The following is a 25,325-nucleotide window of genomic DNA, read 5'->3' on the forward strand; positions in this document are numbered from 1 at the left end:
ATAAGCAGGTGGCCATCGTGCGCACGAATAACAACTACCGTTTTAACAAAACGATTGTTCATCTTCACGTCATACACCATCTGAACTGTTTAGACAGAAAAAGCGGCCCATTGCCGCCTTAGAAGCTTCAATTATTTGCGTTTAGGGATATGAATAACGATCTCGTAGTGATCCTCATGATCAGCTTCTTTAGTTTTAATATCCATACCTGAACCAGTCACCATATCAATGGATTGACGAATCGTATTAAGCGCCAGCCTTACATCCTTGGTGAATGATATACGTTTGGACTTTTTGATCTTGGAAGCTTCTTTGTAAAAAGCAACTCGTGCCTCCGTCTGCTTCACATTCAATTCCTTGTCGATAATCTCGCCCAGCAACTTCAGCTGCAGTTCTTCGGTATCAAGGGACAATAGCGCCCTAGCATGTCGTTCCGAAATTTTGCGCTCCATCAAGGCTGTTTTTACACCTTCTGGAAGCTGCAGCAATCGAATTTTGTTGGCGATCGTAGACTGGCTTTTACCCAGACGCTGCGCCAGACTCTCCTGTGTCAGATGATGCAGATCAATCAATTTCTGATAGGCAACCGCTTCCTCAATGGAGGTCAAACCTTCACGCTGCAAGTTCTCGATCAAAGCAATGGATGCGGCCTGAGAATCATTAAACTCACGCACAATAGCCGGGATATGCTCTAAACCCAGCTTACGAACAGCACGCCAGCGCCGTTCTCCGGCGATAATCTCATAAGAGCCATTTCGAACACGCACAACAATCGGTTGAATGACGCCATGAGTTTTGATCGTTTGCAACAGCTCATCAATTTTATCATCATCAAAAATAGTACGGGGTTGATATGGACTGCTCACAATTTCATTAACAGGGACCTGTTTAACTTCATCTCCGTTATTGCGATCCGCCAAACCAAACAACTTCGAGAATTGTTCTTTCATTCCGTAGATTACCACCTAGTTTCGTAATAGCTCCCGCGTGCACAGCAGGTGCTTCTTATTCCATAAGCGAGAATTCACATTCAACTTCCTGAAATAAGTTATGCCATTATTATCACTTACTCTTACTAATATGAATTGCTTATCATTATATCTATATGAACTAATCTATGATCACTGATTATGCAGGATCGGATAATTCTATTCTATCATCTTTTTCTCCATAATCCTATGTTTACCTATTCTTTAAAGCCAGCAAATTTTCCTGCTTTACTTTGATCATTGTGGGAAAATAGATACCTACTTTTATGATAAAAATAAAACAAAAGAGGATGTTTCACGTGAAACATCCTCCCTGCTTTACCATCTTCTATTTTAACTAATCTAGTTATAATCCATCGTGTCCATACTTGCTTACACCAGCGGCGTTTTAAGTGGTGTCCCTGGTTTGCGAGGATACTTATGCGGCGTCTTATCAAACTTCTGAATCAAAATGATATGACGCTCTGATTCCTCTACAGGCAGCTGAAACGGATGCACTGCCTTTACCCGGCCTTTCAGCTGGTTAAAGCTGAACTCTGCCTCCTTCATTTCATCGCGTGGGTCTCCACCCTTCATCGCGGCAAACATACCGCTCTTACGCACAAAAGGAAGACAAAATTCATTCAGTACCGCCAGCTTGGCTACGGCGCGTGCCGTAACCAGATCATAGCTGTCCCGATATCCTTCCTTGCGGCCCAGCTCCTCGGCACGGCCATGGATCAACTCTACCTGTTCAAGACCAAGTGTATCCACCACATGCTGCAGGAAGCCAATGCGTTTATTTAATGAATCAATGATTGTAAGCTGGAGATGAGGAAAACAAATCTTTAGTGGAAGTCCAGGGAATCCTGCTCCCGAGCCAATATCAGCCAGCTTGTTTACCTTCGTCATATCCGTATAAAATGCCAGCGATACTGAATCATAGAAATGTTTTGTGTATACCTGCTCACGATCTGTGATACCAGTCAGGTTCATTTTTTCGTTCCAGGAAACAAGCTCTTTATAATATAATTCGAACTGTTCCAACTGGAGTTCTCCGATTTCCAAGCCATGCTTTTTCAAGCGCCGCTGCAGCTGCTGTTGAATATCGTCCATTATTGTCCCCTTGCTGCGGTAACGCGGTTATAATGCTCCAGATATACAAGCAGGATGGAAATATCCGCAGGCGTAACGCCCGCAATACGAGATGCCTGACCAATGGAGATTGGACGGATCTTCGCAAGCTTCTGCTTGGCTTCCATCGCAAGACCATGAATTTCATCATATACGATCGTGTCCGGAATTTTCTTTTTCTCCATTTTCAGCAAACGTTCCACGTGGATCAATTGCTTCTCAATATAACCGGCATATTTAATTTGAATCTCAACCTGCTCCTTCATGTCAGCCGTCAGTTCCACCTCGGAAGGGGAAATTTGCTCAATCCAGTCATAACCAATCTCTGGACGACGCATTAGATTCAGCAGCGTGCTGCCATCCTGAATTGGTGTCGAGCCGATCTCTTCCAGCTTCGCATTGACGTCAACAGGGCGGACCTTGGCCTCTTTGAGACGATTGATCTCCTGCTCTACTTTCGCTTTTTTGTCCAGGAAAGCCGCATAACGCTCCTCCGTAATCAAGCCAATATCATGACCGATTTCGGTGAGACGCATATCCGCATTGTCATGACGGAGCAGCAAGCGATACTCGGCACGAGAGGTTAACAAGCGGTACGGCTCATTTGTTCCTTTGGTAACGAGATCATCAATGAGAACACCAATGTAACCTTGAGAGCGGTCAAGCACAATCGCTTCTTTGCCCTGCACTTTCCGTGCCGCATTAATACCTGCCATAATCCCTTGTCCCGCTGCTTCTTCATAACCGGATGTACCATTAATCTGACCCGCAGTGAACAGGCCTGGAAGGCGCTTCGTTTCTAGTGATGGCCACAATTGGGTTGGCACCATCGCATCATATTCAATCGCGTAACCGTTACGCATCATTTCTACTTTTTCCATACCAGGTATAGATCGAAGAACGGCGAGCTGTACATCCTCTGGCAAACTTGTAGACAAGCCCTGAACGTAATACTCGGACGTATTTTTACCTTCTGGCTCAAGGAAAATCTGATGCTTCGGCTTATCGCTGAAACGTACGATTTTATCCTCAATGGATGGGCAGTAACGTGGCCCTGTTCCTTCAATTACACCAGAGAACATCGGAGCACGATGCAGATTATCATTAATAATCTGATGTGTCTCTACAGATGTATATGTCAGCCAGCAAGGCAGCTGCTCGTTGTCCGAAGATTTTGTCTCATAGGAAAAGAACTTCGGCTCATCATCACCCGGCTGGATTTCGGTTTTGCTAAAATCAATCGTATCCTTATGCACACGTGGTGGTGTACCCGTTTTGAAACGGACAAGCTCGAAGCCCAGCTCACGCAGATGCTCCGACAATTTAAGGGAGGGCTGCTGATTGTTTGGTCCGCTCTCATACATCAGTTCTCCCATAATCACTTTACCGCGCAGGTATGTGCCTGTAGTCAGCACTACCGCTTTGGCACGATATTCTGTACCCGTTTGAGTAACCACTCCGACACACTGACCATCTTCCACGATCAGACGGTCCACCATCCCCTGACGCATCGTCAGATTAGGCTCCTTCTCCATCGTTTCCTTCATCGTATGCTGGTAAGAAAATTTATCAGCCTGTGCACGCAGCGCATGAACAGCAGGACCTTTCCCCGTATTCAGCATCCGCATCTGAATGAAGGTTTTGTCGATATTCCGCCCCATTTCTCCACCAAGTGCATCAATCTCACGTACGACGTGCCCTTTAGCCGGTCCCCCAATAGATGGGTTACAAGGCATAAAAGCCACCATGTCGAGGTTGATCGTAATCATCAGCGTTTTGGAACCCATGCGGGCTGCTGCAAGAGCTGATTCTACCCCGGCATGCCCTGCTCCAACGACAATGACATCATAACTGCCGCCATCAAAAGCCATGTGTAATTACCTCCTTATTTCACTGCTATCTATATGAAACCAACACTTCCTGGCAACAACATCATTCCATCCTTTGACAACGGTCAGAGATTGTACCTTCCCATCATACACGACCCTTTCAATGAACAGGTGGTATAATGATTTACTTTCCTAGACAGAACTGGGAGAAAATCTGATCAATTAAGGCATCATGCGCTGTATCTCCCACGATTTCTCCAAGCTGCTCCCACGCCAGACGAACATCAATCTGGATCATATCAATAGGAACAAACTGATCTGCAGCCTCATAAGCATCCACCAGCGATTGCTTTGCCTTTTTGAGCAGCGCAATGTGACGAACATTGCTGACATAGGTCAAATCTGCAGATTCCAGCTTGCCACTGAAGAATAACGTGGAGATGGCATCCTCCAATCGATCGACACCCAGATCATCCTTCACCGACATCGGAACAAGCCGCTCCTCAGGAATATAACGGAGCAGCACGTCACGGTCAATCTGTGGCGTTAAGTCCATTTTATTCATAATGATAATTGATTGTCTACCGCGGATTTGTTCCAGCAGCTCAATCTCATCCTGATGAAGGGGCTCTGCCGCATTGACAACCATCAATATCAAATCTGCATCGTTAACAGCGGAACGGGAACGCTCCACACCAATTTTCTCAACAACGTCCATCGTCTCCCGAATACCAGCTGTATCAAGAAGCTTTAACGGAATATTGTTAATCGTAATGAACTCTTCAATGACATCGCGTGTCGTGCCTGGAATATCTGTAACAATGGCCCGATTATCCTGTGCTAGTGTATTCATTAATGAAGATTTACCCACGTTAGGACGTCCAACGATCGCTGTAGTAATGCCTTCACGCAATATTTTTCCCTGCTCAGCCGTGGTGAGCAATTTATCAATCTCACCCATAACCTGGCTGGATTTTTCTTTAATAAATTCGGATGTTAATGACTCCACATCATGCTCAGGATAATCGATATTTACTTCGATTTGGGCAAGCGTCTCAACCAATGTATGTCTCAGATCGCGCAGCTTGGAGGACAGCTTGCCTTCGACCTGTTTCAATGCTACCGAGAAGGCTCGGTCCGATTTCGAACGAATAAGGTCCATTACACCTTCCGCCTGAGACAAGTCGATCCGTCCATTTAGGAATGCACGTTTCGTGAATTCACCAGGCTCAGCGAGTCGGATATTAAGCTGCAGAAGGAGGTCCATCACCCGTTTAACTGATACGACTCCGCCATGCGCACTAATCTCGACAACATCCTCTGTTGTAAATGAACGAGGCGCACGCATCACGGTTACCAGCACCTCTTCGATCTTCTCCCCGCTCGCAGGCTCTATAATATGACCGTAATGAACCGTATGGCTTTCTGCTTGGGTCAAAGGAATTTTGCTGCGAAAAATCTTTTCCGTCTCTGCCACCGCATCTGGACCGCTGACGCGAATAACAGCAATACCGGCTTCACCGACCGCTGTAGATATGGCAGTAATCGTATCGCTAATCATTGTGATCTCTCCCTACTTTCTATATTGAAGTTGTCATCCAGCCCATTCCGGAGAATGCCAACATATATTCAACTCTATTAGTACATTACCTTATCTCATATGCTTCGGTACGAAAAAAGCAATGGCTTCTGCACCGGGCAGGAAGCCATTGCGTCTTCAATTGCGTGTTATTTCAACGTAATAACCACACGCCGATTAGGCTCCTCGCCCTTACTTAACGTCTTAATCTGCGGGTGATTTTGCAGTTTGGCATGAATTACTTTCCGTTCGAGTGGAGGCATCGGCTCAAGTACAACTTCCTTGCCTGTACGAATGGCTTGTCCAGCCAATCGCTCAGCAAGATCCTCAAGCGTTTTGCGCCGGCGCTGGCGGAAGTTTTCCGCATCGAGCACGATGCGCACGAAGTTTTCCGAGTAACGGTTGGCTACGATATTGGTCAGATATTGAAGAGCATCCAGCGTCTGTCCACGTCTACCGATAATCATGCCCAGGTCTTCCCCGGATATATTAAAGATATGACCATCACGCTGTTTTTTGATATGCACTTCCACATCCAGCCCCATACCTGCCGCAACCTCTTTCAAAAACGCAGCCGCTTCTTCATAGGGATTATGGACTGCTACACCCTCAAGTAACGCATCGATCTCGGGTTCAGGTGTGGCTGGTTTGATCGGCTGCTCGGAAGCAGCTTCGGGCACAGGCAGCAGTTTGACTTCAACCTTGGCAGCCTTTACCCCGAACAAACCCAGGAATCCTTTTGACGGCTGCTCTAACACTTGTATCTCGACCTTGTCCCGGCTCACGCCAAGCTCAGCCAATCCTTGGTTTACAGCATCTTCAACGGTTTTTCCTGACGTAATGACTGTGGTCATTTCGATTTTTTGGCCCCTTTCGACCCTTTCCCAGAGACAGTGGCTCTGCCGCCGTTTTTGCGTTTAGCTCCGCTTTTGGAAGAGCTGTTCTGCTTCACGTTGACCTCGGCCACAACTTTATCATTATTCCGGTAAAGGAAATAGTTTTGCACGATGGTGTAGATATTACTGTAGAACCAGTAAAGCGGCAACGCTGACGGGAACTGATACGACATCACGAAAATCAGGATCGGATACACCCACAGCATGAACTGCATCGGTCCAATTTGCTGTGTAGGATTCATGCGCATCATCATCCACGTTTGGATGAATGTTGTGATGGCAGCCAGCACTGGCAAAATAAACAGGTGATCCGGCGCTCCAAGCTGAAGCCACAGGAAGTCGTGGGTTCTCAGACTGGAGTTTCCGTAAATGGAGTTATAAAGTGCGATGTAAATCGGCATCTGAATCAGAAGTGGCAAACAACCCGCCATCGGATTGACTTTGTTCTCCTGAAACAATTTCATCGTTTCTTGCTGAACTTTCTCAGGTGTATCTTTATACTTGGCTTGAATCTCCTTCAGCTGCGGCTGAATCGCCTGCATCGCTTTGGAGCTGCGAACCTGCTTCAACGTTAATGGCAGTATCAATGTCCTTACAATTAGCACCATCACAAGTACGGCAAATCCATATTCACCGTTAAACCAGTTGGCGAATGTATCCAGCGCCAGTGAGAACCAGTACACTACATTGGCTTGCCAGAATGAATCACTATTCTTCAAATCTTCCGTTGTAACCCCTGCACCTTGCGGAGTACAACCGGCGAGTACAGTGACCATTGCAATGACTGCAATGAGGAGAATCCACTTCCCCTTAGATGTCTTCAATCGCGACACTTCATAACCCCTCTCTTAACCATTCCATTCCACCGTAAATCATACCATAATTAGGAGGACAAATAAACCGAAGCTTACCGCTTGCACGACTTCAGCAGAGAGGCTTTACGCAGCACATGGAGCAGACTTTTTTCCATCTCCTTGTAAGGCATATCAAGTGCACCTTTGCGGACGATGAATATCAGGTCCATCTGCGTAACAATCTCTTGCTCATGGTGACGTACAATTTCCTTGATCATGCGCCGCATCCGGTTACGCACGACAGCGTTTCCGATTTTTTTGCTGCATGATACGCCCACCCGGAATTGCTCCGTATCTTTACGGCGGCATCCATACACCACAAACTGATGATTGGCAAACGATTTTCCATAGCGATATACGCGGCTAAAGTCCGCCCGGTTTCGCAGACGCAATCTTTTATACACGGCGCTTCTCCTTGCTGTCCCCCATCCACGTTATTGACGGAGGCATCATTACTGATTTAGTATAGGCTTTCTTGAACGACGGTAAACCGCCCAGGCGACAAATATATATTAAGGTAAGTTTCCAACCAAAGGGAAACAAAATCCAGGTGTAAAACTCTCATTTAAGAAAAAAAAGACCACCTCGGTGGTCTTCACATGCATTAAGCACTCAGGACTTTACGGCCTTTCAGGCGACGTGCAGCCAAAACTTTACGGCCGTTTTTCGTGCTCATTCTTTTCCGGAAACCATGAACTTTTTTACGTTTGCTAACGTTCGGTTTGAATGTAGGTCTCAATGTATTGCACCTCCTTACAAGGAAATACTTATGTGATGAATCATTTTCATCTTCACAGAAAACACCTTTATATATTTAACCACGTTCAATTGGAAAAGTCAACTGAAATGCACCGCCTTGCTCCCTCTTTTTCATACGCTTTCCAGCATTTAAAACTTGTCTTAATCCAGCCCGCTCTTTTGCCTACTATTCATTAGACCAAACCAAGGCCAAAAGTTATCCCCAGCAAGAACTGATAACCGCCGTGTTAAGCCTCTTTCAGGTTATCCACACCTCTCGCGAAGCACTCATTATTTTTCTCCCTGTTTAAAGTTATTCACATGTGGATAAAGAATATTTAGTTCAAAATTGCTAAACAGTATCGGTTTGTATCCGCTTTAAAGATAAGGTTTACAAGTTTTTAAGAAAGGTGTAGGATAAAAAAACATCTTGTATACAAGTATACTTATTGCTTTTTTCGGCGGCGGCCTCACCATGTGTTATGATAAGTAACTGTACGAATTACTTAATTTTAGGAGCGTTAGCCATATGCAGTTTCCATCTTCCTGGCTTCAAGGAGCATCCCGCGGTGAGGCCATAGCATGCGAATTAAGGCTGAGAATTATTAGCGGAACCCTTCGGCCTGGAGAAATTTTGTCGGAAAATCGAATTGCTGCTGATTTCGACAGCAGCCGGTCGCCTGTTCGCGAAGCGCTGAGAACGTTGTCTAATGAAGGTCTGATTCGCCTTGAACGGATGGGTGTTGTGATCCTGGGCTTGAATATGAAGGATGTCGAGGAGCTGTACGATGTTCGCTTTCTCATTGAAAGCTTTGTGCAGCAGAGACTGGCTGCCGAAGTACCCCCATCATTGATAACGAAGCTACGCAACATTATCGACAAAATGCAGCTTGCCGGCAAGCACCATGATGCTGTCGAATTTGCCTATCAGGATCTTACGTTTCATGAGACCATTATTGAAGCGGCCGGACATACCCGCATTTCGCATTTGTGGAAGAGCATCAGATATGTCGTGATGACGGTCATGCTGCTGACCACACGCCGGGTATTCGCTCAAGGCGAGGGCAAAGTAAGCGCTGTAGTGGAGAAGCATCGATCGCTTGCAGCAGCACTGGAATCAGGCGATAAACTTCTGATCCAGACTGGAGTTCGCACCTATTTCAAAGACTCGGGTCAAACGTTGCACGAAAGCTTTGAATTTTAATGGAGCTTCTCAGCAAGCAGCTTTGATAAGGAGAACTCGCAATCAATCCGCCGTGAATGATTGCAAGTAACTTGTCGACAAGTATACAAAATGCGATATTTTTACTTTTTAGGGCATGATAATCTCTGCATGATTTTTAATCGTACTGCTTCAAGCAGATAGCTGTTATGTGTCGTTACGACGATTTGTAAGCGTTTGTTTATAACTCAGACAAAGGAGTAATCTCACCATGAGCACTATTTTCGGACTATCCCATAATACGACACTGCTGGTCTGGACGTTGATCGTCATCATCTTCCTGATTCTGTTAATCTCTAAATATAAATGGAACCCGTTCATTACCCTGCTATTATCTGCATTGATGCTTGGTTTATTAACGGGAATGAAACCTGCGGATGTTATATCCTCCATTACAGGAGGTCTTGGCGGTACATTAGGCACAATTGCCATCGTCATTGGACTCGGCACCATGCTTGGTAAGATGATGGCCGAATCCGGCGGAGCCGAGCAGATTGCTACGACCCTGGTGGACCGTTTCGGTGTGAAACGCGTGCACTGGGCGATGATGATTGTTGGTTTTATTGTTGGCATTCCCGTTTTCTTTGAAGTTGGGGTCATTCTCATGATTCCGATCATTTTCACCGTGGCCCGCAAAACGAACATGTCCCTGCTTCAGATCGGAATTCCTATTCTGGCTGGTCTCTCAACTGTACACGGGCTTGTTCCGCCGCATCCGGCCCCTATGATTGCAATCGAAGCCTTTAACGCGGATCTGGGGAAAACGATTCTCTACTCCCTGCTGGTCGGTATTCCTACAGCGATTATTGCTGGACCTGTTTTCGGTAAATTTATCGGCAAAAGAATTCATACCGAACCGCCAGCGGAGCTCGCTGAGCAGTTCTCAGCCAAGAAGAACAGCAATCTGCCCGGATTTGGCATTACCCTGTTCACTATTTTGCTTCCCGTCATTCTCATGCTCATCGGCTCTGTCGCAAATATCGTTGATCCTGAAGCAACAAACGGCTTTACCGTTTTCAGTGAATTTATTGGTAATGAAATTATTGCCTTGCTAATCGCTGTTGTCTTTGCCCTCTTTTCACTCGGCTTTGCGCGCGGATTCAGCAAACATGATATATCCCGTTTCACCAGCGAATGCCTGGCACCCACTGCAACGATTATTCTCATCATCGGCGGCGGCGGCGCATTCAAGCAGGTGCTGATCAATAGCGGCGTGGGCAATGCCATTGCCGAATTCGCCACACATGCCAACATCAATGTCATTCTGTTCGCCTGGCTTGTAGCTGCCCTCATTCGCGTTGCTACCGGTTCAGCTACGGTTGCTATGACTACAGCGGCAGGTATTGTAGCCCCCGTGCTTACGCTGACACCTGGAGCCAATATTGAGCTGGTTGTACTTGCTACGGGCGCAGGCTCTCTCGTCCTGTCCCATGTCAATGATGCAGGCTTCTGGATGATCAAGGAATTCTTTAATATGAGCGTTGCTCAAACACTCAAAACGTGGACCGTTATGGAAACACTACTCTCCGTTGTTGGACTGCTCTTTATTTTGCTGCTGAGCACAGTGGTGTAAAATTAAAATATACGTGTAAATCTGTTTGACTGCAGTTCTCCTGCAGTCCTTTCTTCAACAATAGGTTCTCAGTTCTTTAAGAAAGAGGGATCTCTCAATGACGAACTATATGATTGGAATGGATATCGGCACTACCAGTACCAAATCCGTGTTATTCACAGAGCAAGGCGAGGTGATTACGACCTCCACTCAGGAGTATCCACTCTACACTCCTGCACCGGATGTTGCGGAACAGGACCCCGAAGAGATCGTGCAGGCAGCTATTCGCTCGGTACGCGGCGTGATGAGCGAGAGCCAGATTTCGGCTGATCAGGTTCTCTTCGTATCCTGCAGCTCGGCCATGCACAGTGTCATTGCCATGGATCAGCAGCATCAGCCGCTGACACGCTGCATCACCTGGGCTGATAACCGCAGCGCAGCCTGGGCGACCAAGCTGCAGGAAAATGGCGTTGGCCATCAGATCTATCTGCGTACAGGCACACCCATTCATCCGATGTCACCCCTGACCAAATTGATGTGGCTGCGCCATGATGAGCCTGAATTGTTCCAGCGCGCGGCAAAATTCATTTCGATTAAAGAGTATTTGTTCTTCCGCCTGTTCGGACAATATGTTGTCGATCATTCCATTGCCTCCTGCACCGGGCTGCTCAACCTGGAGCAGATGGACTGGGACAAGGAAGCTCTTGATCTTGCAGGCATTACGGCCAATCATCTGTCAAAGCTTGTACCAACCACCTATACAATAGAGGGAATCCATCCCGAATTGGCTGAAAAAATGGCCCTTTCCCCCTCTACGCCCTTTGTCATCGGCGCAAGTGACGGGGTATTGTCCAATCTTGGTGTCAACGCGATTGAACCAGGTGTTGTCGCTGCAACCATTGGCACCAGCGGAGCGATTCGCACCGTCGTTGATCGCCCTGTAACCGATCCGAAAGGCCGGACCTTCTGTTACGCCCTGACCGAAAATATGTGGGTTGTAGGCGGACCTGTGAATAACGGTGGCATGCTGTTCCGCTGGGTACGGGATGAGTTTGCTGCATCCGAAGTGGAAACGGCCAAGCGTCTTGGCATAGATTCCTATGACGTTCTGACCAAAATTGCGGAGCGTGTCTCGCCAGGCTCTGAAGGACTGCTGTTTCATCCGTACCTTTCGGGCGAACGCGCCCCGCTCTGGAACCCGGATGCCCGCGGCTCGTTCTTTGGGCTGACACTTCACCATCAGAAGCAGCATATGATTCGTGCTGTGCTTGAAGGCGTAATTTTCAATCTCTATACCGTTCTGCTGGCCATGGAGGAGCAGATTGGACAGCCAACCTCGATACAGGCTACCGGCGGGTTCGCACGTTCTCCATTATGGCGGCAGATGATGTCCGATATCTTTAATCAAGAGGTCGTTGTACCTGAAAGCTTCGAAAGCTCCTGTCTCGGCGCTGTTGTGCTCGGCCTTTATGCTACAGGACGAATCAAGTCCCTGCACGCCGTCTCCTCTATGGTAGGTACAACTCACCGGCACACACCGATCAAAGAGCATGCCTCCATCTATCGGGAGCTGCTGCCAATCTATATTCGTATTTCACGCAAGCTGGAAGAGGAATATACAGATATCGCAGCTTTCCAACGCAAAATGTCTATGCCTCATATGTAAAAAGAGGAAGGCCCCGCAGCCCAAAACCGGCTGCGGGGCCTTCCTCTTTTTCATTATTTTCCTACCTCACTCTTATACAGACACCTGTGTCCTGCACCATGCAGCCTACTTTTTTTTCAAAATACGTCCTCTTTACCCGATCCTGACCAATCAATATAGATATTATTTGAACGAAAATAACTATGAAAATCATCATACTTTTACTGTAGACACCATATGAGGTAGAAGGCACATACCATGCTTTGGCTCATTTTAGATCTGATCAGTTCATCGCGATCTTCAATTTATCCACAACGAGGTTATTCACATCCCCGGATCACTTTTACACACAAACCCGCATCTTTCGACGGATATCCTGTGTATAAAATAATTTGGCCTATTGGGTCATTCTGTCGAAACTTAAACAATTTATAAACAATATATTGTGTTGTGATTAAAAATTATACACAAGTTATTGAATTTGTGGATAAAATCTCGCGATACGTTGAAATGCGGGGCTTCTTTTGCTATGATTGTATTACTTTTGGATGTGAATATGTGATCTGACCTATAATATTATCAACAGCCTGTGGATAAAGTTGTGAACAATTTTCCGTTGTTCATTCTTTTTTTGTTTTTGACCTGCGGGGGTTTGGGGATAAATTCCGGCAATATATCTCGTATTTCGACACTGCATCATGGCTTAAGCCACACTTGGAACATGTAAAAGGAGTGACAGTCTGTGGACAGCCATACTTCTGATTTATGGCAGCAAATTTTATCAATTATACAAAACAAACTCAGCAAACCCAGCTTCGACACCTGGTTCAAAGCAACGAAAGCAACCAAGCTAAATGATCAGACGATTGTGATCTCCGCCCCAACCACGTTTGCCGTCGAATGGCTGGAGAGCCGTTATACCAAACTGGTCGGTTCGACGGTCTATGAGCTGCTTGGCAAACAGGTCGATGTGAAATTTGTCATCGAAGAGAACAAGCCAGTAGAGCCAGACCCTCAGCTGCCTGCGCCTACGCCAACGGTCGTTCAGGAAGAAGCGGTGCTCAGCATGCTGAATCCAAAATATACGTTTGATACCTTTGTCATCGGGCCGGGCAACCGTTTTGCCCATGCCGCATCGCTGGCGGTCGCTGAAGCGCCCGCCAAAGCGTACAATCCTCTTTTCCTGTATGGAGGAGTTGGACTTGGCAAGACCCACTTGATGCACGCAATAGGACATTATATTTTGGAGCATGACCCGAGCAGCAAGGTGGTTTATTTGTCATCTGAGAAATTTACGAACGAATTCATTAACTCGATCCGGGACAATCGCGGGGAAAGCTTCCGCAACAAATACCGGAGCGTAGATATTCTGCTTATTGATGATATTCAGTTCCTGGCCGGAAAAGAATCAACGCAAGAGGAATTTTTCCATACGTTTAATGCGCTGCATGAGGAACGGAAGCAGATCATCATCTCCAGCGACAGACCACCGAAGGAAATTCCAACCCTGGAGGAGCGGCTGCGCTCCCGGTTTGAGTGGGGTTTGATTACGGATATTCAGCCTCCGGATCTGGAGACGCGGATTGCCATTTTGCGTAAAAAGGCGCGTGCGGAGAACCTAGATATTCCGAATGAAGCGATGATGTATATCGCTAACCAGATCGATACGAACATTCGAGAGCTTGAAGGGGCGCTCATTCGTGTCGTTGCATACTCTTCACTGACCAATCAGGACGTAAGTTCCCATCTGGCCGCTGAAGCCTTGAAGGACATCATTCCTTCCAGCCGTCCCAAAATGATCACAATTCAAGACATCCAACAAAAGGTCGGCGAGTATTACAGCCTCAAGCTTGAAGACTTCAAAGCACGGAAACGGACAAAAGCTGTTGCTTTCCCGAGACAGATTGCAATGTATCTCTCTCGAGAACTGACAGACTTTTCTCTGCCCAAAATCGGGGAAGCTTTCGGAGGACGAGATCATACCACCGTCATTCACGCCCATGAAAAGATCTCTCAAGCGATCAAGAACGATCAGGATCTCTATAAAGTTATCAACAACTTAACCGAAAAAATTAAGAATCCAACCTGAACAAGTCCCAAGCCTATGCACAACGTGTACACATGTGGATAGGCTTAATTTTATGGGTTTAACCCTACTTATCCACATATTCAGTGCCCCTATTACTATTATTACTATAAAGATCTAAAGATATCTTCTCCAAAAAGCCGTCGCAAAGCACGGCCTTCGGCCTATCAATAAACACCTTTTCAAGACCAAACCAGAACAGGCTCAATCCAAAAAATCCGCTAGGAGTGAAATCATGAAAATCAGCATAATGAAAAGCTATCTTAACGAGTCCATTCAGCAAGTATCCAAAGCGATCTCCAGTCGTACGACGATCCCCATTCTGAGCGGTATCAAATTCGACGTGAATCACCAAGGTGTGACGTTGACAGCAAGTGACACGGATATATCCATTCAGTCATTTATCCCGCTTGAAGAGGGAGACAAAAGTGTGGTTCAGGTGGAGCAGCCAGGAAGCGTTGTGCTGCCAGCCAAGTTTTTCGTTGAGATCATCAAAAAGCTGCCTTCGCAGGAAGTCCATATGGAGGTCAAAGAAAATTTCAACACCTTTATCTCCGCAGGCGCTACCGAGATTCAGCTCGTTGGTCTGGACCCGGAGGAGTTCCCGGTGTTGCCAAGCATTGAAGAGAATCAAACTGTATCCATTCCTGGCGATCTGCTTAAAAATATGATCAAGCAGACGGTATTTTCTATTTCTACCCATGAAACAACACCAATTCTGACAGGGGTATTATGGAGTCTGGCGGATAACGAGTTGAAATTTGTGGCAACTGACCGTCACCGTCTTGCTACACGCTCGGCAATGCTGGATAATGCAGAGGGCATCCGTTTCAACAATGTGGTTATCTCGGGTAAAACGTTGAACGAGCTGAGCAAAATTGTGCCAGATCAGAATACACTTGTGGATATCGTTGTTGCAGACAATCAGGTATTGTTCAAAATTGACCGCGTATTGTTCTATTCCCGCATTTTGGACGGAACATATCCGGATACTTCTAGAATTATTCCAACGTCCTACAAAACAGAACTTGTTTTGGACACAAAAAAGTTAAGTGAATCGATTGACCGGGCTTATTTGCTGTCGCGTGAGGAAAAAACAAACATTGTTCGTATGCAGACGATGGACTCCGGCACGATTGAAATATCCTCCAGCTCCTCTGAGCTTGGTAAGGTAAGAGAAGAGATTGAGCCTGCTGAATTTACGGGTGATCCGCTCAAAATCTCGTTTAACTCCAAATATATGCTCGATGTGCTGAAAGTTGTGGAAAGTGAGCAGTTGATGATTGCCTTTACCGGTGTCATGAGCCCGATCATCCTTAAACCGCTGGACGACAGTCACAGCTTGTACGTCATCCTGCCTTACCGGACGACCAATTAACGAAAGGAAGATCATGATGAAACAAGTATCCATCCGTACGGAATACATCAAGCTTGACCAATTTCTAAAACTTGCAGATTGCATCCCCACTGGAGGCATGGCCAAAGCGATACTGCAGGAAGGGCTTGTACGTGTGAATAAAGAGCCTGAGGAACGTCGTGGACGGAAGTTATACCCTGGGGATATCGTAGAGGTGGACGGAGAAGGCACATTTGAAGTGGTTGCCGAATAGAAAAACCAGGGTGCAATCCGGCTGCCTCCTGACGGACGGGAAAAAAGGGAGGTTACCGCGTGTTTGTGAACAGCATAGAGTTGCAGCAATTCCGCAATTATGAACATCTGAAGCTGGATTCATTTGGTCCCGTCAACCTGTTGATTGGACAAAATGCTCAAGGCAAGACCAATCTGGCCGAGGCTATTTTTGTGCTTGCACTCACCAAGAGCCATCGCACCTCCCGGGATAAGGAACTGATCCGATTTGGCGAGGACCGGTCACGACTTACAGCTGAGGTCGACAAAAAATACGGAGCAGTCAAACTGGAGCTTTCCTTGTCGCAGCAAGGCAAAAAAGCAAAAATCAACGGGCTGGAGCAGCGAAAATTAAGCGATTTTGTCGGGTCACTCAATGTGGTGATGTTTGCTCCCGAGGATCTGGAGATCGTCAAAGGCACACCGGGGGTACGCCGCCGGTTCCTTGACATGGAGATCGGGCAAGTGGCTCCAGGTTATCTGTACCACCTGCAGCAGTATCAAAAGGTGCTGGTGCAGCGGAACAATCTGCTCAAGCAGCTGTGGGGCCAAGGAGCATCTGCCCAGACGATGCTGGAGATCTGGAACGAGCAGCTGGCAGAGCATGGTGTTAAAATCGTCAAAAAAAGGAAACAATTCATAAAGAAACTGCAAAAGTGGGCTGAAACGATACATCAGGGCATCACCGGAGGCGGTGAAGTCCTGCGCCTGGCCTACCTTCCCTCCTTCAGCGAGGCGGCTGAGGAAGATGAAGCTGTCTTAATGGATCAATTTATGATAAAATTATCACAAATGAAAGAGCAGGAGATTCGCCGAGGCACAACGCTAAGTGGGCCGCATCGGGATGACCTGTCCTTTTTCATTAACGAACGGGAAGTACAAACGTATGGCTCTCAAGGGCAGCAGCGCACTACAGCGTTGTCTCTTAAGCTTGCGGAAATTGAACTGATTCATGAAGAGATCGGAGAATATCCGGTTCTTCTGCTGGATGATGTGTTATCCGAACTCGATCCTTTTCGCCAAACCCAACTGATTGAAACATTCCAAAGCAAGGTACAGACCTTTATTACCGCTACGGGAATTGAGAGCCTAAACGTTGACAAGCTTAAAGATGCCAGTATTTATCACGTTCATGCCGGACAGGTGGAACGCTAAGGAGTGATGGCTTATGTACATTCATCTGGGCGGAGAGAAAATCATCCGTTCTTCCGAACTGGTAGCTATTTTTGATATATCCATTGAAAAATCTTCAAAAATATCGAAGCAGTACGTTACACATGCCGAACAGGAAAAAACCGTTGAGCATATCGGCGAAGAGGAAGCAAAGTCCATTGTAGTGACGAAAAACATCGTGTATTATTCACCGATTTCCTCCGCTACGCTCAAGAAGCGTGCTCACCATTTTCCTGATCTCTAGTGTTGTTGCAGGAGAGAGCTTCGGTGCTGCTTATATTTTTAAGTTAACGCATATTCAAGATATTGAATCTATAGAAGTAGGTGAAAGGCATGTCTATGAATCAACCGTCATATGATGCGAATGAAATTCAGGTCCTTGAAGGACTGGAAGCCGTACGTAAACGTCCGGGGATGTACATCGGTTCCACCAGTGCCAAAGGTCTGCATCATCTGGTCTGGGAAGTAGTGGACAACAGTATCGATGAAGCGCTGGCGGGTTACTGTGATCATATCGAGATCAACATCCACGAAGATAATAGCGTAACCGTTGTGGATAATGGACGGGGAATTCCGGTTGGCGAACATGCCAAAATGAAACGTCCAGCTCTCGAAGTTGTTATGACTGTTCTCCATGCGGGCGGTAAATTTGGCGGCGGCGGGTACAAGGTATCCGGCGGTTTGCACGGTGTAGGTGTATCTGTTGTTAACGCGCTGTCCGAAAAAGTGGTGGTTACCGTTAAGCGTGACGGCCATATTCATCAGCAGGAATATCGCCGTGGTGTTCCGCAGTATGATCTTAAAGTCATCGGTACGACAGATGAGACGGGAACAACGGTAACATTCCATCCTGACCCGGAGATATTTACGGAAACAACCGTCTACGATTACGACACATTGCTGACACGTGTCCGCGAGCTGGCTTTTCTGAACAAAGGCATTGGCCTGACTCTGACGGATGAGCGTACAGGTGCAACCAATTCCTTCATGTACGAAGGCGGGATCATCGAATATGTTTCCTTCCTGAATCAGAAGCGCGAGGTGCTGCACGAGAATCCAATCTATGTTGAAGGTGCGCGAGATAACATTCAGGTGGAAGTTGCATTGCAATACAATGACAATTACACCGAGAATATTTATTCTTTTGCCAACAACATCAACACCCATGAGGGCGGAACGCATGAATCAGGCTTCAAGAGTGCGCTCACACGGATTATTAATGACTATGCCCGCAAGTCGGGTGTAATTAAAGATAGCACCGGCAACTTGTCTGGTGACGATGTACGGGAAGGTCTGACGGCCATTATCTCGGTCAAAATTCCTGAGCCGCAATTCGAAGGACAGACCAAAACCAAGCTCGGAAACAGTGAAGTGCGTGGTATTGTGGAATCTTTGTTCGCAGAGAAGCTGCAGGAGTTTCTGGAAGAGAATCCTTCCGTATCCCGTCGCATTTTGGAAAAAGGCTTGCAGGCAGCTCGCGCCCGTGAAGCGGCACGTAAAGCTCGTGAGTTAACACGCCGTAAAGGTGCGCTGGAAGTCAGCTCCCTGCCAGGTAAACTGGCGGACTGTTCATCCAAGGATGCGTCCATCAGCGAGTTGTACATCGTCGAAGGAGACTCTGCCGGCGGTTCCGCCAAACAGGGGCGTGACCGTCACTTCCAGGCTATTTTGCCACTGCGTGGTAAGATTCTGAACGTGGAAAAGGCACGTCTGGATCGTATTCTCGGCAACGCCGAAATTCGCGCAATTATCACTGCGATGGGAACAGGGATCGGAGACGATTTCGACATTTCCAAAGCACGTTATCACAAAATCATTCTGATGACCGATGCCGATGTCGATGGTGCTCACATCCGAACACTGCTGCTGACCTTCCTGTATCGGTACATGCGCAAAATCATTGAGGCTGGTTATGTATATATCGCACAGCCGCCACTTTTCAAGATTGAGCGCAACAAGGTGATTCGTTATGCTGGCTCGGAGAAAGAGCGTGACGAGATTATCGCTTCTCTGGGAGAGAACGCCAAGTACAACATCCAGCGTTACAAAGGTCTGGGCGAGATGAATGCCGGACAGCTGTGGGAAACAACGATGGACCCGGAAAGCCGCACGATGCTGCAAGTATCCATCAGCGATGCGATGCTGGCAGATGCCATGTTTGATACATTGATGGGGGATAACGTTGAACCTCGTCGTGATTTCATTCAGGAAAATGCAAAATACGTGAAAAACCTCGATATTTAATCGATTTGCGAAGAGGCGCCTGTGAGGGCGCCTTTTTTATATTATGAGTGGTATGCGCTTATTTATCTGGCAGTCCGACGTTTGAGGGCAGAAGCCTGCGCTTTGGAGGCTTTGGAAGTTGTCTTTTTTGTTTTACCCTTCTTGGAAGCGGGCAGACGTCCATAAGCAATCGCATAACGTTTGATCTTGCGATAGGCCTCTTTGTCAGGCAACAGACCAAAAGCGTAGATGCCAGGCAGCGTATTGACCTCCAGAATCCAGGGACGGCCTTGATCATCAAGTGCAATATCAATGCCGATCTCCTTAAGTCTGGGAAAGGTGCTCTGCAGCTGAACTGCAGTATGAATCCCGAGCCGATATAATTCATGCTGCAGCTTTTGGAATCGATCCTTTTTCAGCTGAGGGAGTACCAATTCTTCAAACGTGGCGAGCCTGCCTCCTCCATGAATGTTTGTGATGATTTTCCCTGGTGCAGCGATTCGGCCCAGAATACCTGTCGTTTCCCAGTTATGCTGCAGGTTCTTCTGCGTTAATACACGCAGATCAAAAGGCAAACCTTCATGTTTCATCAAAGGAATGCCCTGCTGAATGATATAGTCACGCTGTTGGATGCGTTTGTTTAGTGCTTGTTCCAATTCATCAAGAGAATGAAAGACATGCTCCTCTGTTCCATGCTGGAGATGATAGGTGAGAAGCTCAAGCTTGCTTGGTTGGGTTAGCTCAGACTTGGTGGAATGTGCAGCTTCTGTAGCTTCTGATTCTTCAGACAGTTCAGCATCGTTTGTCTCATTTGCCGTTTCTTCCGGTGCAGTAGCTGCCAGAGTGACCCGTTTCGTCTTCACACGCATTACGCCGTTGCCATACGTTCCGCGGTCCGGCTTGATATAGTTCGCCGGAAACAACTCGGTCATCCGTTCCAGTGCTTGCCGGCTGTATTTTCGAGTCACGGGTATATATTCATTTACGTGGCGACTGTGCTGAAGGACAGCTGTTTTGGCCCATTTGCTGGAGACGCGCTGGATACTCAATGTGCATCAGTCCTTTCTTGTTTTGATCGGCTCGTCTGAGAGGCTGCATGCAGAAAATCAAAGGACAAGAGACGATTTCAGTGGTATAATAGAGGAATATGGCGTTTTGTGCTGTGGGCTGCTAAAGTTGTAGTTTGATTGCCAGTTGGGAACGGCTCCAGCCTTAAATTAGACAGTGCATATGCCGCTTTTCTAGCATTGTATGTGGTTTTGGAGAGGAAGGCAGGGCTAATCCCCAGACTCACATAAGTTCCCGGAAGAAAGGCTATTGCCCAGCAGACGTTTAATTGTGTAACTTTTGTGAAAGTAATATAATAAAGAGTAGCGTTCTTGCGCGGTTGTAGCCTTGTTAGGCTTTTCACATATATTATTTTTTTCGAAATGATTGATTTGGAACGTTGGTTAAAGGACAAGAAGGAGGTCCAGCATGGCGGAAGAAATGAACTCGCAGATTAAAGATCGGGATATTGGCGTCGAGATGCGTGAATCGTTTATGGATTATGCGATGAGCATCATTGTGAGCCGTGCCTTGCCTGATGTACGTGACGGATTGAAGCCGGTTCACCGGCGCATTCTGTATGCAATGTCGGAGCTCGGTATGACACCTGACAAACCCCATAAAAAATCAGCCAGAATCGTCGGCGAAGTTATCGGTAAGTATCACCCTCACGGTGACTCTGCGGTATACGAGACGATGGTACGGATGGCTCAAGATTTCTCCCTGCGTTATATGCATGTGGATGGACACGGTAACTTCGGTTCAGTTGATGGCGACATGGCTGCAGCGATGCGTTATACCGAGGCACGTTTATCCAAAATCGCGATGGAAATGCTCAGGGATATCAACAAGGATACAATTGACTTCCAACCGAACTATGATGGTGAAGAAAATGAACCGGTAGTTCTGCCGTCTCGTTTTCCTAACTTGCTTGTTAACGGTGTCGGCGGTATCGCTGTAGGTATGGCTACCAATATTCCTCCTCATAATCTGGGAGAGGTTATTGACGGCGTACAAGCGATGATCAAAAATCCGGATATTACATCCATGGAACTGATGGATTATATTCAAGGACCGGACTTCCCTACATCGGGTTATATCCTGGGACGTTCAGGCATTCGCCAGGCTTACCAGACTGGACGCGGATCGGTAACGATGCGTGCCAGAACGAATATTGAAGAGAACAACAACAAAGCTCGCATCGTCGTTACGGAGCTTCCGTATCAGGTGAACAAGGCAAGACTTGTTGAGAAAATTGCTGAGCTGGTACGTGACAAAAAAATCGACGGAATTACGGATCTGCGTGATGAATCTGACCGTAACGGTATGCGGATTGTGATCGAGCTTCGTCGGGACGTCAATCCTGGCGTGGTGCTGAACAATTTGTACAAGCATACATCAATGCAGTCCACGTTCGGTATTAACATGCTGGCGATTGTGAACAAAGAACCGAAGATTCTGAATCTGCGTGAAGTATTGTATCACTACCTTCAGCACCAGATCGAGGTTATTCGCAGACGTACCCAGTTTGAACTGAAAAAAGCAGAGGCTCGTGCTCATATTCTGGAAGGCTTGCGTATTGCACTGGATCATATCGACGAGATCATTGCTTTGATTCGTTCATCCAGCAATACAGATGCCGCTAGAGAAGGTTTGATTGAGCGCTTCGCACTCAGCCATGATCAGGCTCAGGCCATTCTTGATATGCGTCTGCAACGTCTGACAGGCTTGGAACGCGAACGGATCGAGAACGAATACAACGAATTGATGGTCAAAATTCGCGAATATCGTGAAATTTTGGCTAATGAACATCTTGTGCTTGAGATTATCAGTACAGAGCTGCAAGAGATTCGTGAGCGTTTTGGTGACGATCGCCGTACCGAGATCACGGTGGGTGAAGAAAGCATTCTTGATGAGGACCTGATACCACGTGAAGAGGTTATCATTACGATTACACATACGGGTTACGTGAAACGTTTGCCTGCATCGACATACCGCAGCCAGAAACGTGGAGGACGTGGTGTTGTCGGGATGGATACGAAGGATACCGACTTTGTCGAGCATCTGTTTGTAACCAATTCTCATAACTACCTGATGTTCTTCACAGATAAAGGTAAGGTATATCGATTGAAAGCTTACGAGATTCCAGAGCTTGGACGTACAGCACGCGGAACACCGATTATCAATCTGATTCAGATTGAGCAGGGAGAATCCGTCAATGCCGTTATTCCGGTGCAGGAATTCGAGAGTGACAAATATCTGTTCTTTGCAACACGTCAAGGTGTAGTGAAGAAAACACCACTTGAGGATTACACAAACATCCGTAAGGGTGGTCTGATTGGTATTTCCCTGCGTGATGATGACAGCCTGATCGATGTGAAGCTGACAGATGGCCAGCAGGAGATTATCATGGGTACTGCTCACGGGATGTCCATTCGCTTCTCGGAAGGCAATGTTCGTTCCATGGGACGTAGTGCTACCGGGGTTAAAGGTATCACGCTAGATGATCAAGATGCAGTTATCGGAATGGATGTTGTCGATGCTGAACTGGATGTATTGATCGTTACGGCCAAAGGATACGGTAAACGTACACCAGTCAATGACTATCGGATGCAGACTCGTGGCGGTAAAGGGATCAAAACGATCAATGTTACCGAGAAAAACGGTGCTGTCGTTAGCCTCAAAATGGTTAAAACGGAAGAGGATCTGATGATCATCACGTCCAGCGGTACGTTGATTCGTATGAGCATGGACGGCATCTCGACGATGGGTCGTTATACACAGGGTGTGAAGCTGATTCATATCCGTGAGGAAGATGCAGTTGCTACCGTTAGCCGAATCGATAAAAATGAAGAAGAACCAGATGAAGATAACGTTGAAGCAGCGGAAGCCGGAGTATCCTCAGATTCAGAGTCAGCGCTTGAAGAAGGGTTGACGTCTGGAGCAGAGGCCGATGTTCAAGGTGAGGATTCAGGTTCAGAAGAATAGTATCAATAACTTGTTGTTTAATTATTATTATGAGTAAACACAAGAACTGAAGGCTCCCGTACGGGAGTCTTTTTAGTATGAAAACAAGAAAGGAAGACCTGCTTCAAAATCTAGGATGTACAGCCTGTTTTCTGAGTAATATAATGGGAATTAACATGAGAAACCGGGACTATGGTCTTGTATTGTCATCATCTTTAAGAAGAACGATGAGTGAGGGGAATCAGTATGGGATTAATTACCCTGTCCGAAGTGAAACCGGGGTTGAAACTGGGCAGTGATGTGCAGACATTGCGCGGCAACGTGCTGCTGCAAAAGGGGAAAATCATTTTGCCTAAAGATGTGGAAGTGCTCAGAGCCTTCATGATTCATCAAATTGATATTGAACAGGAGAAGGTCGTAGCTGGCGGCGGCAGTTCTTCAAAAGGGCTGGCTGGAGCCTCGGGGGCAGCAACTGTTGAGAAGAGCGGGGACCGCACTGGCACTATTGTTTCAGTACCCGTGAGTACACTGCAGGATGAATATGAGAAGATGGTTACCATGACCAAAAAAGCTTTCCTCTCCTCCTTGGCCGCTGAACTGCCTGTTTATGAGCTGAGAACACAGCTGGAGACGCTTTTTGTACATCTCAAGCAATATAATGTGCTAACCTTCAGCCCTCGTGTGATGAAAGAACATGATTATATCTACCATCATGCTGTATTGAGTGCCATTACTTCTTATCAGCTTGCTCAATGGGTGGAGCTTCCTTCGAAAGACTGGATGCAGGTTGCCTTTGCAGGATTGTTTCATGATATCGGCAATAACAAAGTTGATCCTCAGATTCTGCATAAACCCTCTTCTCTGACTGCGGAGGAGCAGGAAGAGATCAGACAGCACACCAAGTATGGTTATCAGATACTCAAACAAGCTAAAGCTATTAATGAGGGAGCCAGACTGGCAGCATTACAGCATCATGAAAAAGTAGACGGATCAGGTTATCCGCTGCACCTTACCGGCACACAGATCCATATCTATGCAAAAATTGTAGCTATCGCGGACATTTTCCATGCGATGACACTGGATCGAATCTATCGTAAGGCACAGTCCCCGTATCTGGTGCTCGAGCAGATTCAAAGTGAGGCCTTCGGTAAACTGGACCCTTCAATTGTGAATACTTTTGTACAGCGTTCCACCCAGATTCATAATGGAATTCGAGTGAAATTGAGTAATAATCAGATTGGGGAAATTATTTTCTCCGATCGTGACCATCCGACTCGCCCTATGGTATCTGTGGAGGGAACGATCATTAATCTGATGCAGCAGAGACAGTTATATATCCAGGAAGTGCTCGGTTAGCAACTAACGAGTATTGAAATGGTTGTAGGCCTCCTCAGAGACGGGGAGGTTTTATGTTTGTCACGTTATTCTTTAGTAAAAGAGATATGATGAGATCATATATTGCTCTCCAGCGTCAGGTATTCGATTAATTTTAAAATAAAACTTGCATTCATATTCTATACATGGTATATTCTAATTCCGGCCAAGAAAACACAGTTTACACGGTGCGGCAAGCAGCTTACAAAATAGCTTCTAAAGAAGCTTAAAAAAAGAGCTTGCAAAGTTGGTTCGGACATGATAAGATATAAGAGTTGCTGAAGCGAACGAGCGAAGGTGACGAAATAAGTTTGATCTTTGAAAACTGAACAACGAGTGAGTACTGATCTTGCTTGCAAGATCAACAATGAGATTTATAATCTCGTCAGATTCAAAATGAGCTTATCGCTC

At 46.6% G+C, this 25,325-nt stretch carries 20 protein-coding genes; 11 read left to right on the top strand and 9 right to left on the bottom strand.

All coding sequences use genetic code 11. The features are described 5' to 3' along the window. Positions 1 to 131: 131 nt before the first annotated feature. From noc to rpmH, 8 genes are all read right to left on the bottom strand, one after another. Entirely contained in the window at positions 132 to 950 is an 819-nt protein-coding gene (noc, locus tag IEW26_RS22800) for a nucleoid occlusion protein (protein WP_111269855.1), read from the bottom strand. 411 nt (positions 951 to 1,361) lie between these two features. Next, complete coding sequence (gene rsmG, locus IEW26_RS22805) at positions 1,362 to 2,084, bottom strand: 16S rRNA (guanine(527)-N(7))-methyltransferase RsmG (RefSeq protein ID WP_111269856.1); 723 nt, start codon at positions 2,082 to 2,084, stop codon at positions 1,362 to 1,364. Beyond that, positions 2,084 to 3,973: a tRNA uridine-5-carboxymethylaminomethyl(34) synthesis enzyme MnmG gene (gene mnmG, locus IEW26_RS22810; protein WP_111269857.1), complete on the bottom strand. Its 1,890-nt coding sequence runs from the start codon at positions 3,971 to 3,973 to the stop codon at positions 2,084 to 2,086. Before mnmG ends, rsmG begins: the two co-directional genes overlap by 1 nt. 142 nt (positions 3,974 to 4,115) lie before the next feature. After that, the gene (mnmE, locus tag IEW26_RS22815; protein ID WP_188594028.1) at positions 4,116 to 5,492 is read right to left on the bottom strand and encodes a tRNA uridine-5-carboxymethylaminomethyl(34) synthesis GTPase MnmE; all 1,377 of its coding nucleotides are present in this window, start codon (positions 5,490 to 5,492) and stop codon (positions 4,116 to 4,118) included. A 167-nt stretch (positions 5,493 to 5,659) separates the two neighbouring features. Further along, positions 5,660 to 6,364, bottom strand: a complete 705-nt coding sequence (gene jag, locus IEW26_RS22820; RefSeq protein WP_188594029.1) for an RNA-binding cell elongation regulator Jag/EloR — start codon at positions 6,362 to 6,364, stop codon at positions 5,660 to 5,662. Further along, positions 6,361 to 7,239: a YidC/Oxa1 family membrane protein insertase gene (locus IEW26_RS22825; RefSeq protein WP_111269860.1), complete on the bottom strand. Its 879-nt coding sequence runs from the start codon at positions 7,237 to 7,239 to the stop codon at positions 6,361 to 6,363. Before IEW26_RS22825 ends, jag begins: the two co-directional genes overlap by 4 nt. A 74-nt stretch (positions 7,240 to 7,313) precedes the next feature. After that, the gene (gene rnpA, locus IEW26_RS22830) at positions 7,314 to 7,664 is read right to left on the bottom strand and encodes a ribonuclease P protein component (RefSeq protein ID WP_111269861.1); all 351 of its coding nucleotides are present in this window, start codon (positions 7,662 to 7,664) and stop codon (positions 7,314 to 7,316) included. Positions 7,665 to 7,864: 200 nt separating this feature from the next. After that, entirely contained in the window at positions 7,865 to 7,999 is a 135-nt protein-coding gene (gene rpmH / locus IEW26_RS22835; protein WP_019914530.1) for a 50S ribosomal protein L34, read from the bottom strand. Between the two features lie 528 nt (positions 8,000 to 8,527). On the opposite strand from rpmH, the gene IEW26_RS22840 reads away from it, so the two are divergent. The 9 genes from IEW26_RS22840 (at position 8,528) to gyrB (ending at position 19,547) form a co-directional block, all read left to right on the top strand. Further along, positions 8,528 to 9,202 (top strand): GntR family transcriptional regulator, encoded by a 675-nt coding sequence (locus IEW26_RS22840; protein WP_188594030.1) that lies wholly within the window; start codon positions 8,528 to 8,530, stop codon positions 9,200 to 9,202. A gap of 229 nt (positions 9,203 to 9,431) precedes the next feature. After that, a complete protein-coding gene (locus tag IEW26_RS22845; protein ID WP_188594031.1) occupies positions 9,432 to 10,793 on the top strand; it encodes a GntT/GntP/DsdX family permease in 1,362 nt (453 codons plus the stop codon). Between the two features lie 97 nt (positions 10,794 to 10,890). Continuing rightward, complete coding sequence (gntK, locus tag IEW26_RS22850; RefSeq protein WP_188594032.1) at positions 10,891 to 12,438, top strand: gluconokinase; 1,548 nt, start codon at positions 10,891 to 10,893, stop codon at positions 12,436 to 12,438. A 721-nt stretch (positions 12,439 to 13,159) separates the two neighbouring features. Continuing rightward, a complete protein-coding gene (gene dnaA, locus IEW26_RS22855) occupies positions 13,160 to 14,506 on the top strand; it encodes a chromosomal replication initiator protein DnaA (RefSeq protein ID WP_111272516.1) in 1,347 nt (448 codons plus the stop codon). 232 nt (positions 14,507 to 14,738) lie between these two features. After that, on the top strand, positions 14,739 to 15,881 hold the full coding sequence (gene dnaN / locus IEW26_RS22860) for a DNA polymerase III subunit beta (protein WP_111272517.1): 1,143 nt from the start codon (positions 14,739 to 14,741) through the stop codon (positions 15,879 to 15,881). Between the two features lie 16 nt (positions 15,882 to 15,897). After that, positions 15,898 to 16,113, top strand: a complete 216-nt coding sequence (yaaA, locus tag IEW26_RS22865; RefSeq protein ID WP_282446313.1) for a S4 domain-containing protein YaaA — start codon at positions 15,898 to 15,900, stop codon at positions 16,111 to 16,113. 59 nt (positions 16,114 to 16,172) lie between these two features. After that, positions 16,173 to 17,285, top strand: a complete 1,113-nt coding sequence (recF, locus tag IEW26_RS22870; RefSeq protein WP_188594033.1) for a DNA replication/repair protein RecF — start codon at positions 16,173 to 16,175, stop codon at positions 17,283 to 17,285. Between the two features lie 13 nt (positions 17,286 to 17,298). Next, positions 17,299 to 17,547, top strand: a complete 249-nt coding sequence (remB, locus tag IEW26_RS22875) for an extracellular matrix regulator RemB (RefSeq protein ID WP_090923610.1) — start codon at positions 17,299 to 17,301, stop codon at positions 17,545 to 17,547. An 89-nt stretch (positions 17,548 to 17,636) separates the two neighbouring features. Continuing rightward, the gene (gyrB, locus tag IEW26_RS22880; protein WP_111272520.1) at positions 17,637 to 19,547 is read left to right on the top strand and encodes a DNA topoisomerase (ATP-hydrolyzing) subunit B; all 1,911 of its coding nucleotides are present in this window, start codon (positions 17,637 to 17,639) and stop codon (positions 19,545 to 19,547) included. Positions 19,548 to 19,609: 62 nt separating this feature from the next. On the opposite strand, the gene IEW26_RS22885 is transcribed toward gyrB, so the two are convergent. Then, a complete protein-coding gene (locus IEW26_RS22885; protein ID WP_188594034.1) occupies positions 19,610 to 20,575 on the bottom strand; it encodes a YheC/YheD family protein in 966 nt (321 codons plus the stop codon). A 427-nt stretch (positions 20,576 to 21,002) separates the two neighbouring features. Between IEW26_RS22885 and gyrA the strand changes: the two genes are divergently transcribed. Next, positions 21,003 to 23,561: a DNA gyrase subunit A gene (gene gyrA / locus IEW26_RS22890; protein WP_188594035.1), complete on the top strand. Its 2,559-nt coding sequence runs from the start codon at positions 21,003 to 21,005 to the stop codon at positions 23,559 to 23,561. Positions 23,562 to 23,786: 225 nt separating this feature from the next. Then, positions 23,787 to 24,896 (top strand): HD-GYP domain-containing protein, encoded by a 1,110-nt coding sequence (locus IEW26_RS22895; RefSeq protein WP_188594036.1) that lies wholly within the window; start codon positions 23,787 to 23,789, stop codon positions 24,894 to 24,896. Positions 24,897 to 25,325 lie beyond the last annotated feature (429 nt).

The sequence above is a fragment of the Paenibacillus silvae genome, assembly GCF_014639235.1.
GTDB lineage: Bacteria > Bacillota > Bacilli > Paenibacillales > Paenibacillaceae > Paenibacillus > Paenibacillus silvae.

Excerpts from the sequence above, each read along its gene's own strand:
- IEW26_RS22895 (WP_188594036.1), top strand. The coding sequence starts at position 23,787 with ATGGGATTAATTACCCTGTCCGAAGTGAAACCGGGGTTGAAACTGGGC.
- mnmG (WP_111269857.1), bottom strand. The coding sequence starts at position 3,973 with ATGGCTTTTGATGGCGGCAGTTATGATGTCATTGTCGTTGGAGCAGGG.
- IEW26_RS22840 (WP_188594030.1), top strand. The coding sequence starts at position 8,528 with ATGCAGTTTCCATCTTCCTGGCTTCAAGGAGCATCCCGCGGTGAGGCC.
- gyrA (WP_188594035.1), top strand. The coding sequence starts at position 21,003 with ATGGCGGAAGAAATGAACTCGCAGATTAAAGATCGGGATATTGGCGTC.
- mnmE (WP_188594028.1), bottom strand. The coding sequence starts at position 5,492 with ATGATTAGCGATACGATTACTGCCATATCTACAGCGGTCGGTGAAGCC.
- noc (WP_111269855.1), bottom strand. The coding sequence starts at position 950 with ATGAAAGAACAATTCTCGAAGTTGTTTGGTTTGGCGGATCGCAATAAC.
- remB (WP_090923610.1), top strand. The coding sequence starts at position 17,299 with ATGTACATTCATCTGGGCGGAGAGAAAATCATCCGTTCTTCCGAACTG.
- rsmG (WP_111269856.1), bottom strand. The coding sequence starts at position 2,084 with ATGGACGATATTCAACAGCAGCTGCAGCGGCGCTTGAAAAAGCATGGC.
- dnaN (WP_111272517.1), top strand. The coding sequence starts at position 14,739 with ATGAAAATCAGCATAATGAAAAGCTATCTTAACGAGTCCATTCAGCAA.
- jag (WP_188594029.1), bottom strand. The coding sequence starts at position 6,364 with ATGACCACAGTCATTACGTCAGGAAAAACCGTTGAAGATGCTGTAAAC.
- IEW26_RS22845 (WP_188594031.1), top strand. The coding sequence starts at position 9,432 with ATGAGCACTATTTTCGGACTATCCCATAATACGACACTGCTGGTCTGG.
- gntK (WP_188594032.1), top strand. The coding sequence starts at position 10,891 with ATGACGAACTATATGATTGGAATGGATATCGGCACTACCAGTACCAAA.
- yaaA (WP_282446313.1), top strand. The coding sequence starts at position 15,898 with ATGAAACAAGTATCCATCCGTACGGAATACATCAAGCTTGACCAATTT.
- gyrB (WP_111272520.1), top strand. The coding sequence starts at position 17,637 with ATGTCTATGAATCAACCGTCATATGATGCGAATGAAATTCAGGTCCTT.